This is a genomic window from Acidovorax sp. (genome assembly GCF_022763525.1).
In the GTDB taxonomy this organism is placed as follows: Bacteria; Pseudomonadota; Gammaproteobacteria; order Burkholderiales; family Burkholderiaceae_C; genus Acidovorax.
This window is the reverse complement of record NZ_JALEGG010000146.1, coordinates 1-10,595: the sequence shown is the minus strand read 5'-3', so window position 1 is coordinate 10,595 and position 10,595 is coordinate 1. Positions and strand designations below refer to the sequence as shown.

The 10,595-nt window shown below is 65.6% G+C and carries 12 protein-coding genes; 8 read left to right on the top strand and 4 right to left on the bottom strand.

Annotation, left to right across the window (positions count from 1 at the left end):
* The 3 genes from MRY84_RS11170 to MRY84_RS11160 all read left to right on the top strand — a co-directional run.
* The coding region (locus MRY84_RS11170; RefSeq protein WP_291505803.1) for a helix-turn-helix domain-containing protein at window positions 1-624 on the top strand (624 nt) is incomplete at its 5' end.
* A gap of 80 nt (window positions 625-704) precedes the next feature.
* A complete protein-coding gene (locus MRY84_RS11165) occupies window positions 705-1,211 on the top strand; it encodes a GAF domain-containing protein (RefSeq protein WP_291505802.1) in 507 nt (168 codons plus the stop codon).
* Window positions 1,208-1,597 carry a histidine kinase gene (locus MRY84_RS11160; RefSeq protein ID WP_291505801.1) on the top strand — a complete coding sequence of 130 codons (390 nt, stop codon included), beginning with the start codon at window positions 1,208-1,210 and terminating at the stop codon, window positions 1,595-1,597. The genes MRY84_RS11165 and MRY84_RS11160 overlap by 4 nt, the downstream gene beginning before the upstream one ends.
* Window positions 1,598-1,685: 88 nt before the next feature.
* Here MRY84_RS11160 and ppk2 read toward each other — a convergent pair whose 3' ends face one another.
* Window positions 1,686-2,600, bottom strand: a complete 915-nt coding sequence (ppk2, locus tag MRY84_RS11155; RefSeq protein ID WP_291505800.1) for a polyphosphate kinase 2 — start codon at window positions 2,598-2,600, stop codon at window positions 1,686-1,688.
* A 163-nt stretch (window positions 2,601-2,763) separates the two neighbouring features.
* On the opposite strand from ppk2, the gene MRY84_RS11150 reads away from it, so the two are divergent.
* On the top strand, window positions 2,764-3,798 hold the full coding sequence (locus MRY84_RS11150) for a transporter (RefSeq protein ID WP_291505799.1): 1,035 nt from the start codon (window positions 2,764-2,766) through the stop codon (window positions 3,796-3,798).
* A gap of 75 nt (window positions 3,799-3,873) precedes the next feature.
* Window positions 3,874-4,746 carry a plasmid replication/partition related protein gene (locus MRY84_RS11145; RefSeq protein WP_291505798.1) on the top strand — a complete coding sequence of 291 codons (873 nt, stop codon included), beginning with the start codon at window positions 3,874-3,876 and terminating at the stop codon, window positions 4,744-4,746.
* A gap of 70 nt (window positions 4,747-4,816) precedes the next feature.
* Here MRY84_RS11145 and MRY84_RS11140 read toward each other — a convergent pair whose 3' ends face one another.
* Together MRY84_RS11140 and murJ are read right to left on the bottom strand one after the other, a co-directional pair.
* Window positions 4,817-5,668, bottom strand: coding sequence for a transglutaminase-like domain-containing protein (locus MRY84_RS11140; protein ID WP_291505797.1), 852 nt, complete (start codon window positions 5,666-5,668; stop codon window positions 4,817-4,819).
* 80 nt (window positions 5,669-5,748) lie between these two features.
* Window positions 5,749-7,314: a murein biosynthesis integral membrane protein MurJ gene (gene murJ, locus MRY84_RS11135; RefSeq protein WP_291505796.1), complete on the bottom strand. Its 1,566-nt coding sequence runs from the start codon at window positions 7,312-7,314 to the stop codon at window positions 5,749-5,751.
* 280 nt (window positions 7,315-7,594) lie between these two features.
* Here murJ and rpsT point away from each other — a divergent pair, with 280 nt between their 5' ends.
* Window positions 7,595-7,897, top strand: coding sequence for a 30S ribosomal protein S20 (rpsT, locus tag MRY84_RS11130; protein WP_121419264.1), 303 nt, complete (start codon window positions 7,595-7,597; stop codon window positions 7,895-7,897).
* 190 nt (window positions 7,898-8,087) lie between these two features.
* Here rpsT and MRY84_RS11125 read toward each other — a convergent pair whose 3' ends face one another.
* Window positions 8,088-8,411: a DUF3579 domain-containing protein gene (locus tag MRY84_RS11125; protein WP_121419263.1), complete on the bottom strand. Its 324-nt coding sequence runs from the start codon at window positions 8,409-8,411 to the stop codon at window positions 8,088-8,090.
* Window positions 8,412-8,681: 270 nt separating this feature from the next.
* Between MRY84_RS11125 and MRY84_RS11120 the strand changes: the two genes are divergently transcribed.
* Window positions 8,682-9,878 (top strand): aspartate aminotransferase family protein, encoded by a 1,197-nt coding sequence (locus MRY84_RS11120; protein ID WP_291505795.1) that lies wholly within the window; start codon window positions 8,682-8,684, stop codon window positions 9,876-9,878.
* Window positions 9,879-9,892: 14 nt separating this feature from the next.
* Window positions 9,893-10,595 (top strand): ornithine carbamoyltransferase (locus MRY84_RS11115; RefSeq protein ID WP_291505794.1); only part of this gene is annotated, 703 nt, incomplete at its 3' end.

Sequence of the window (10,595 nt, the reverse complement as noted above, 5' to 3'; positions counted from 1 at the left end):
GCCGGCTCGGTGCTGGCGGCCCACGCGGGGCTGCTCACCGGGCGCCGCGCCACCACGCACCACCAGCACCTTGACGAACTGGCCGCAGTGGATCCGCGCTGCGACGTGGTGGCCAACCGTGTGTTCGTGGCGGACGGCGCCATTCACAGCAGCGCGGGCGTCACCACCGGCATCGACCTGCTGCTGCACCGCATTTCCGATACTTGCGGCCCCGCGCTGGCCGCGCAGGTGGCACAGGCCATGGTGGTGGCGCTGCGCCGCGGCCCCGATGACCCGGAATTCTCACCCTTCCTCCACCACCGCAACCACCTGCACCCGGCGCTGCACCGCGTACAGGATGCCGTGGGCCAGCAGCCCCAGGCGGACTGGAACGTGCCCGCCATGGCGCGCGTGGCGCACACGTCGCCGCGCCACCTCACGCGGCTGTTCATCGAACATGCGGGCATCGCCCCGCTGTCATACCTGCGCCGCATCCGCCTGGCCACGGCCGAGGCGGCGCTGCAGTCCGGCCAGAACGTCACGCAAGCGGCGCTGATGGCGGGGTTCAGTTCCGACACGCAGCTGCGCCGCGCCTGGCACCAGTTCGGGCGCCAGGGCACACCTTCGCAGGGGGCTGCGCGCTAGGGCGGCAGATCGTCCCTCGTCCAGCTGGAAACATCCGCCGCTGCCGATAATGGCAGCCCATGCGACTGCCTGGACCCGCCATGAAAGAGCCACCACTGCCCCCGCGCGAGGAAGACCGCCTGCAGGCCCTGCGCGCCCTGCTGATCCTGGACACGCCCCCCGAGGAGCGTTTCGACCGGCTGACGGCTTTCGCGGCCCAGGAGTTCGACATGCCCATCGTGCTGCTATCGCTGATCGATGCGCAGCGCCAGTGGTTCAAGGCCCGTCACGGCCTGGACGTGTGCGAGACCGCGCGCGGCATTTCTTTCTGCGCCCACGCCATCCTGCAGGACGCGGTGATGGAGGTGCCCGATGCCGCGCAGGACGAGCGCTTTGCCGACAACCCGCTCGTGATTGGCGAGCCGCACATCCGCTTCTACGCAGGCGCGCCGCTCAAGATGCCCGGCGGGCACAACATCGGCACCTTGTGCCTCATTGACCGCTCGCCACGCCGCCTGGATGCAATCGATCTGGCCATTCTGGGTTCGCTGCGCGATCTGGCAGTGGAAGAACTTGCGCGCTACGCCCCTCAGGAACCTGCCGCATGAGCCCGACCTCGCACCACGAAATCCTGCTTTTCGAGCCTAGCTCGCTCACGGCCAGTATCATCGTGGCGACGGCGCGGCAGATGAACCTGCCGCGCGTGCGCCAGGTCAGCAGCGTGCGGACAGCGCACCAGCAGCTCACGGCACAAGGCTTCCAGGCTCTCATCATGTCGCTGGACGAGCCCACCGACGCCGTAGCGCTGCTGGAGCAGGTGCGCAACGACCAGCTCGCGGTGGACGCGCAGGTGCCGGTGGCCGTGACCATCGCTCAGGTGGACCCGAGTACCGCCGTGAAGATGAAGGCCCTGCAGGTCCGCCGCGTGCTGCTCAAGCCCTTCAAGGTACGCGATGTGATCACGACCATCGAGATGCTGCGACGCGAAGACTAACCACTGGATAATAAAACGAGCCCCAGCGCTTATAAATAAAGCGCCGATAGCTATCAATAATATAGCAACATTTTCCGAGGCAGCCTCGTCAGTACACCTCGGGCACGTACATCGAGGCCGGCACGGGCTGGCGCAGGTACTCGGGGTTGCGCACGCGCTCGGGCAGCACCACCGTGGGGTGGGGCACTTCTGCATAAGGCAGTTGCGACAGCAGGTGCGCGATGCAGTTCAGGCGCGCCTTTTTCTTGTCCACCGCCTGCACCACCCACCAGGGCGCCTCGGGGATGTGCGTGCGCTCGAGCATGGTCTCCTTGGCCTTGGTGTAGGCCTCCCAACGCACGCGGCTTTCCAGGTCCATGGGGCTCAGCTTCCACTGCTTGAGCGGGTCGTGGATGCGGCCCAGAAAACGCAGGTGCTGCTCTTCGTCGGTGATGGAGAACCAGTATTTGACGAGCGTGATGCCCGAGCGCACCAGCATCTTTTCAAACTCCGGCACGGTGCGGAAGAACTCCTCGTACTCGTCGTCGGTGCAAAAGCCCATCACCCGCTCCACGCCCGCGCGGTTGTACCAGCTGCGGTCGAACAGCACCATCTCACCCGCCGCCGGCAGGTGCGCCACATAGCGCTGGAAGTACCACTGCGTGCGTTCGCGGTCATTCGGCGCGGGCAGTGCCGCCACACGGACCACGCGCGGGTTCAGGCGCTGGGTGATGCGCTTGATCACGCCGCCCTTGCCCGCCGCGTCGCGGCCCTCGAACAGGATCACCACCTTTTGCCGCGTGTGCTGCACCCAGTCCTGCAGCTTGACGAGTTCGCCCTGCAGGCGGAACAGCTCTGTGAAATACCGTTGGCGCGCCAGCTTGTCGGTGGGCTGCAGCTCACCCATGCCATCCACGTTGCGGTCCTCGATCTCCAGCTCCAGTTCCTCGTCGTAGCTGTCGATCAGGTCGTTGGCGATGCGCTGCATCAGCTCCTGGGTGTCGAGGTGGTTGGTGTGGAACATGGAAGAAAAGGGCCAGGAAGGCAGCAGCAAGACAAGATGCGCCATGGTGGCGGCCACGGGTGACAACGGCGTGACACACGCATGTCTGTCACAACACCGTCACCGGCCACCCCCACGATGCGGGGCCGTGTCCGCCGTCGATCACCCCTTCCCAGCTGCCTCCATGCCGCCCCCGGCCGGCGCCACCAGCCTCCACTACGGAGGCGATGCCGCTGGGCTGATTTGCGGCTACGTGCTGTCCGAGGGCGCATCACCGCAGGAGCTGGACTCCGCCCAGGCAGCCCAATGGCTGGCCGGCCGGCACACGCGCGCTGCGCCCACCAGCTTCCTGTGGCTGCACTTCAACTTGAGCCACGCCCAGGCCGTGCGCTGGATGGAGCGGCACGCCAATCTGCCCGAGGCCTTTTTTGATGCACTCAAGGACCGCTCGGTTTCCACGCGCATTGAGCGCGACGATGACACGCTGATCGCCGTGCTGAACGACGCGCACTTCGACTTTGCGTTCGAGCCCTCGGACATCGCCACGCTGTGGACCAGCGTGGCCCCGCACCTGATGGTGACGGGGCGCACGCGCCCGCTGCGCTCGGTGGACGCACTGCGCACCGCCGTGCGCACCGGCCACGCGCCCTCCTCCAGCGTGGGCCTGCTCGCCGAGCTGATGCGCACCCAGGCCTCCGGCCTCGTGGACATCGTGCGCGGGGTGACGCACCGCATCGACGATGTAGAAGACGCGCTGCTGGCCGGCCGCCTGGACCACAAGCGCGCCCGGCTGGGCGTGCTGCGCCGCCTGCTGGTGCGGCTGCAGCGCCTGCTGGCGCCCGAACCTGCCGCCTTGTTCCGCCTGTTGCAGCACCCACCCGCCTGGATGGGCGCAGATGATGCGCAGGAACTGCGCGATTCCACCGAAGAGTTCTCGGTCGTGCTGCGCGACATGCAGGGCTTGCAGGAGCGCATCAAGCTGCTGCAGGAAGAGATCGCCGCCAGCGTGCAGGAGGCCAACAGCCGCAGCCTGTTCGTGTTGACGGTGGTGACCGTGCTGGCGCTGCCCATCAACATTCTCGCGGGCCTGTTTGGCATGAATGTGGGCGGCGTGCCGCTGGCCGATGAACCGCATGGCTTCTGGATCATCGTGGCCGTGGTGGTGGCCTTCACGGCGGTGGCGGGCTGGCTGGCCCTGCGCGGCACGCGCGATCAGTAGCGCCGGCCCCCAGGCTCAGCAACGGGCGCCACTACAATGCCGCCCCTTGCCCCGATCCCCCGAACCGACTGCCCCATGAACATCGTCGTCAACGAAGAACTCAAAGCCTACATCGAGCCCCTCACCCCCGACGAGCATGACGCCCTGGAACGCAGCATCCTGGCCGAAGGCTGCCGCGACGCGCTGGTGCTGTGGGGTGATGTGCTGGTGGACGGGCACAACCGCTATGGCATCTGCCAGAAGCACGGCCTGCCTTTCCAGACCGTGCAGAACCCACGCTTCCAGTCGATCGAAGACGTGCATCTGTGGATGATCGACCAGCACCTGGGCCGGCGCAGCGTGTCGGATTTCCAGCGCGGTGTGCTCGCGCTGCGCAAGCGCGAGATCCTGTCCGAGCGAAAAGCGCGTGCGGTGACTCCAGCCACGGAGCCCGAATCCTCAGCCGCCACGCCTGAACCAGCCGCGCCCGAGGCCTTGGCCTCCCTGCCGCCGCCCAAGCCGCTCAACAGCCGCGAAGCCATCGCCAAGGCCGCCCGGCTGAGCAGCAGTCAGGTGGTCATGATCGAAAAGATCCAGAAGCAGGCTGCGCCGGAACTGGTGGCCGCCGTGAAGGCCGGCGCCATCTCCATCAACGCCGCGGCCGCCGTGGCCACCCTGCCCGCCCAGGAGCAGGTCGCCGCCGTGGCTGCGGGCAAGGACGAACTCAAGCAGGCTGCCAAACGCGTGCGCGAGCTCAACAGGCGCAAACCGCGTGAGGAAACGCCCGGTGACGAAAAAGAAGGCGGGGATACACCCACCACCACCGCAACCGCGGGCGGCAGCGCAGATACCGACGAGCTGCACAGCTTGCGCGCCCGGGTGGCAGAACTCACGGCAGAGAACACCGAGTTGCGCAGGCAGGTGGCACAGCTGCAGGCCGCGCTGCCGGCGGGCAGCGCGCCGTTCTAGAACGCCAGGGTCAACCGCAAACCCAAACCGTTCACGCTGAACCCGAACGGGGGATTTGGACAAGGCTCCTTCAGTCGCCGCTGCGGCGCAGTGCGCTCAACCGCTCGGTGATCAGGTCCACATCCAGCCCGTCTTCGACGTGGTCCAGGTAGGTTTCCAGGTCCACCATGGCTTCGATGGTGTTGCCGCGTTCGGCATGGGCCAGCCCGCGGTCGCGCCGCTCGCCCCAGGCTTCGGGCAGCAGCACGACGAGACGGTCAAGCACGGCAATCAGGCGCTGCCAATCCTGCTGGGTGCGGTGCACTTCCTTGAGATTGCGCAGCATGCGCGCGATGATGTCGCGCGGCGTGGCGGCCTGCAGGTACAGGCCCAGCGGCACGTCGTAGTCGTCCACCAGCCCGCTCTGCCGTTTGTAGGGCTCCAGCCGTTCCGCCAGTTCTTCGCGGCTGAGTGACTGGCCCGTGATCGGGTCCAGCACCACCTGGCCCTTGGGCAACAGCACCTTGACCATGAAGTGCCCCGGAAACGCGACACCGCGCGCGTGCAGCCCCAGCCCCTGGGCCAACTCCATCCACAGCACTGCCAGGCTGATGGGGATGCCCCGGCGGGTGCGCAGCACGGCATTGAGGTAGCTGTTTTCAGGGTCGTAATAGTTGTTGACGTTTCCGCCAAACCCCAGGTCCACAAAGAAGAACTGGTTGAGCGTGCGCAGCCGCTGCAGCGCAGGGGCATCCGCAGGCAACCGGCGCTGGATGCGGGCCAGCAACTGGTCCACGTCGCCCAGCAGCTGCTGGGTGTCGAACTCGGGGTACTCATCCTGCGCCAGGCTGGCCGCGGCCTCCAGCAAGGGGAAATGGTCGTCGCTTTGCACCAGAGATGCAAAGTACTCCAGCGAAGTGGGTACGGAAAGGCTCAAGGGCATGACGGGGTTTTAAGTGCGCATGGCTCCGGCGTCAAGCCGCAATAAAGCCGGCTTTGCCGGCCTGTTGCCGGGCTGATTCGCTAGCGCCGCAGCATCTGGCGCAGCCGCAGCCCTGCAGCCCACAGCGCGCCAAAGTACAGCACCCCAGCCGCCACCATCAATGCACCCAACAACCCTGCGCGCCGCAGGGTTTGCCCCTTCATCTCGACCCAGTCGAAATGCTGCGAGCCCCACAGCAGCAGCACGGCCAGCAAGGCACTTGCGGCGATCACCTGCAGGGCGAACTTGCCCCATCCAGGTTGGGGCTTGTAGCTGCCACGCCGCAGCAGACCGCCGAGCAGCCACAGTGCATTGATGAGCGCCCCCAGCCCGATGGACAGGGCCAGCCCGGCGTGCGCCAGCACCGGCACCAGTGCCACGTTGAGCAACTGCGTGATCACCAACACCACCACGGCGATCTTCACGGGGGTGCGCACGTCCTGACTCGCGTAGTAGCCAGGTGCCAGCACCTTGATGGCGACCAGGCCGAGCAGGCCGGCGCCATAGCCCGAAAGCGCCACGGCAATCTGGCCGACGTCGCTGTCCGCCAGTTTTCCGTGATGGAACAACGTGGCCACCAGGGGCGTTGAAAACGTGAGCAGCGCTACCGCGCAGGGTACGGCCAGCAGCACCACGATGCGCAGGCCCCAGTCGAGCATGGCGGAATACTTTTGCGAGTCGCCTGCGGCTTTGGCCGCGGTGAGCTGCGGCGTCAGCACTACGCCCAAGGCCACGCCCAAGAGCGCGGTGGGGAACTCCATCAACCGGTCTGCATAGAACAGCCATGTCACGCTGCCCGGCGTGAGGTACGAGGCGATTTGCGTGTTGATCATCAGCGAGATCTGAGCCACCCCCACACCCAGCAGGATCGGCCCCATCAGCGTCAACACCCGCCGCACGCCGGGCTCGGCCCAGGCTGCACGCACCGCGCTCCATGTGACGCCGATGCGCGGCATCAGCCCCAGGCGCACGAGGGCCGGCACCTGCACGGCCATCTGCAGCAGGCCCCCCACCATCACACCACCCGCCATCGCAAAAATGGGCTCGATCCCCCGCGCTTCGAACTGCGGCGCGCCCAGCCAGGCGGCAGCGATCATGCACAGATTGAGCAGCACCGGGGAGACGGCCGGCACGGCGAAATGCTTCCAGGTGTTCAGGATGCCCGCCGCCAACGCCACCATGGACATGAAGCCGATGTAAGGAAACATCCAGCGCGTCATCAGCACCGCGGCGTCGTAGGCCTCGGCACTCTGGCGCAGTCCGCTGGCCAGCGCCCAGACCAGCACCGGCGCGCCCAGCACGCCCAGGATGCAGGTCAGCAAGAGCGCCCAGGCCAGAGCGGTGGCGACGGCGGCGATCAACTGCCGAGTGGCTTCTTCGCCTTGCTGCGCCTTGGTCGTGGCCAGCACCGGCACAAAGGCTTGGCTGAAGGCACCCTCGGCAAAGAGCCGGCGAAACAGATTGGGGATGCGAAAGGCGACGTTGAACGCGTCTGTCAGGGCGTTGGCTCCGAAAACCGAGGCCATGAGAAGGTCGCGCACCAGGCCCGTCACACGGGAGGCCAGGGTCAGGAGGGAAACGGTAGAGGCGGCTTTGAGCAATGACACGTGTGGAGTGTATGTGGAGGCGGGAACGCCGCGGCTCGGGAAGGCAGTCTGGGAAGCACATGGGCTTCAGGTCACACCGAGGCTGAACGATGAACCATTGTTGAAAACGAGTGTGAGCCAGGGATGAAGTCTGTGAGGAGTGTGTGAGGAGCAGAGCGCTTCGGCGACGAGCCAGCGGCTCTGGGCAGGCGCCCTTGGCCCGGAACCCGGCCGGGCGTAGCGGCTAGGCTATAATCGCGGGCTTTGCTGGCATCATCCTCAGACTCAAGGAAACTAAATCATGGCATCCGCTAAACCCAAGAAGAAGAACCCGCGCCTGGCGTCGGGCCGCAAGCGCGTCCGTCAGGACACCAAGCTCAACGCAGCAAACACCTCGCTGCGCTCCAAATACCGTACCGCTGTCAAGAACGTCGAGAAGGCTGTTCTGGCTGGCGACAAGACCAAGGCGACCGAACTGTTCGCCAAGATGCAAGCCGTGGTGGACTCCGTGGCTGACAAGGGCATCTTCCACAAGAACAAGGCTGCTCGCGACAAGAGCCGTCTGTCGGCCAAGGTGAAAGCCCTGGCACTGGCAGCCGCCTAAAAAATCTCCGCCTGCCCCGGCAGGCAACAGCCCGAACGGCCCGTGCCGTTCGCCGTTTGTAACGGGTGCGCTGCCAGCAAAACGAAAAAACCGCCTTACGGCGGTTTTTTCGTTTGGGGCACGGATAAAGGCTTCGGGTTGGAGGTTCTGTTCTACCCGGCAGACGCACCTGGCGCAACGGCCGGCGGTTTTACTTGCTGGACGCGGGCGTATCGGGCAGCAGGCAGGCCTCGGCCACCTGCAGGTTGTTGTCACGCGCGAAGTTGATGACGAAATCCCACGCCATGGGTTCGTGGTCTCGCAGGTCACGGTTCACGACCACACACTTGACGCCATTGAGGGTGGTCGGAATGCACCAGGGCGAATAGCTCAAGTGGCTGCCGGGACGCGCGCCGCCGGGACGAAAACTGCTCATCACCCCGGCCAGACGCTCCGCCCAGTCGCTGGGACGAAAGGTTTTCCCGTCATGGGTGACGCCCTGAATGAAGACTTCTTTGGAGGTGGGAGAAACCATCGGGATTGGAGTGATTAGGAGGCGCCTGACGCAGGATCACTGCATGCCGCACCGCAGCCCTCCATTCTAACTCTTATATAAGAGCTAGCTCCCTAATCCCCGTGCAAGGCCCGGCGGAGGGGCCTTTCATGCGGTAGACACAACATTGCAGTGATGCGCAATCGTCAACAGCCGCGCGCTGGGCTCCCCCTAGAATCGTGCTTCGCTTTTTCGGGTTCATACCGGCCACGGGCCGGCCCCTCACCGCACCGTCCTCTGGAGATTTCTGCAATGACCGCTACCACCCCGGCAGCCTCGCCCCACGTGATGAACACCTATGGCCGCGTGCCCATCGCGCTGGCCCGCGGTCAGGGCTGCCGAGTCTGGGACGTGAACGGCAAGGAGTACCTTGATGGCCTGGGCGGCATTGCCGTGAACACGCTGGGCCACAACCACGCCAAGCTGGTGCCCGCCCTGCAGGACCAGATCACCAAGCTGATCCACACCTCCAATTACTACCACGTGCCGCTGCAGGAGCAGCTGGCGGCCAAGCTGGTGGAGCTCTCGGGCATGCAGAACGTGTTCTTCTGCAACTCGGGCCTGGAAGCCAACGAGGCGGCCCTGAAGATCGCGCGCAAGTACGGTGTGGACAAGGGCATCGCCAAGCCCGAGATCGTGGTGTACGAGAAGGCCTTCCACGGCCGGTCGATCGCCACCATGTCGGCCACCGGCAACCCCAAGATCCACAGCGGCTTCGGCCCGCTGGTCGAAGGCTTCATCCGCGTGCCGATGAACGACATTGAAGCCATCAAGAAAGCCACCCAAGACAACCCGAACGTCGTGGCCGTGTTCTTCGAGACCATTCAAGGCGAAGGCGGCATTAACCCGATGCGCGTGGAATACCTGCAGCAGCTGCGCCAGCTCTGCGACGAGCGCGGCTGGCTGATGATGATCGACGAGGTGCAGTGCGGCGTGGGCCGCACCGGCAAGTGGTTCGCCCACCAGTGGGCCGGCATCGTGCCCGACGTGATGCCCCTGGCCAAGGGCCTGGGCTCGGGCGTGCCCATTGGCGCGGTGGTGGCCGGCCCCAAGGCCGCCAACGTGCTGCAGCCCGGCAACCATGGCACCACCTTTGGCGGAAACCCGCTGGCCATGCGGGCCGGCGTGGAAACCCTGCGCATCATGGAAGAAGAAGGCCTGCTGCAGAATGCCGCCAAGGTGGGGGACCACCTGCGCGCCGCGCTGCAGCGCGAACTGGGCAGCCTGCCCGGCGTGAAGGAAATCCGCGGCCAGGGCCTGATGCTGGGCGTTGAGCTGAACAAGCCCTGCGGCGCCCTGATCGGCCGCGCAGCCGAGGCGGGCCTGCTGCTGTCGGTGACGGCCGACAGCGTGATCCGCCTGGTGCCGCCGCTGATCCTCACCACCGCCGAGGCCGACGAGATCGTTGCCAAGCTGACCCCGCTGGTGAAAGCCATCCTGGCCGAATGAACAACAATACCGCCATGACGCTGAAACACTATCTGCAGTTCACCGACCTCACCGCCGACGAATACGCCTATTTGTTCGAGCGCGCCGCGCTCATCAAGAAGAAGTTCAAGTCGTACGAGAAGTACCACCCCCTGGTGGACCGCACGCTGGCCATGATCTTCGAGAAGGCCAGCACGCGCACGCGCGTGAGCTTCGAGGCCGGCATGTACCAGTTGGGCGGCAGCGTGGTGCACCTGACCACCGGCGACAGCCAGCTGGGCCGCGCCGAGCCGATTGAAGACAGCGCCAAGGTCATCAGCCGCATGACTGACCTGGTGATGATCCGCACCTACGAGCAAAGCAAGATCGAACGCTTTGCCGCCAACTCGCGCGTGCCCGTCATCAACGGCCTGACCAACGAGTACCACCCCTGCCAGATCCTGGCCGACATCTTCACTTTTATCGAACACCGCGGCTCCATCTCCGACAAGACAGTGGCCTGGGTGGGCGATGGCAACAACATGGCCAACACCTGGGTGCAGGCCGCATCGCTCTTGGGCTTCAAGGTGCACGTGAGCACGCCGCGCGGCTACGAAGTAGATGAGAAATTGGCCGCTGGCGCGCACGGAATCAGCGCGGGCAGCTATCAATTTTTTAGTGACCCCATGGAAGCCTGCCGGGGCGCCGATCTGGTCACCACCGACGTGTGGACGAGCATGGGCTACGAGGCCGAAAACG

Coding starts and splice junctions, on each gene's coding strand:
- MRY84_RS11165 (WP_291505802.1), top strand. CDS start 705: ATGAAAGAGCCACCACTGCCCCCGCGCGAGGAAGACCGCCTGCAGGCC.
- MRY84_RS11160 (WP_291505801.1), top strand. CDS start 1,208: ATGAGCCCGACCTCGCACCACGAAATCCTGCTTTTCGAGCCTAGCTCG.
- ppk2 (WP_291505800.1), bottom strand. CDS start 2,600: ATGTTCCACACCAACCACCTCGACACCCAGGAGCTGATGCAGCGCATC.
- MRY84_RS11150 (WP_291505799.1), top strand. CDS start 2,764: ATGCCGCCCCCGGCCGGCGCCACCAGCCTCCACTACGGAGGCGATGCC.
- MRY84_RS11145 (WP_291505798.1), top strand. CDS start 3,874: ATGAACATCGTCGTCAACGAAGAACTCAAAGCCTACATCGAGCCCCTC.
- MRY84_RS11140 (WP_291505797.1), bottom strand. CDS start 5,668: ATGCCCTTGAGCCTTTCCGTACCCACTTCGCTGGAGTACTTTGCATCT.
- rpsT (WP_121419264.1), top strand. CDS start 7,595: ATGGCATCCGCTAAACCCAAGAAGAAGAACCCGCGCCTGGCGTCGGGC.
- MRY84_RS11125 (WP_121419263.1), bottom strand. CDS start 8,411: ATGGTTTCTCCCACCTCCAAAGAAGTCTTCATTCAGGGCGTCACCCAT.
- MRY84_RS11120 (WP_291505795.1), top strand. CDS start 8,682: ATGACCGCTACCACCCCGGCAGCCTCGCCCCACGTGATGAACACCTAT.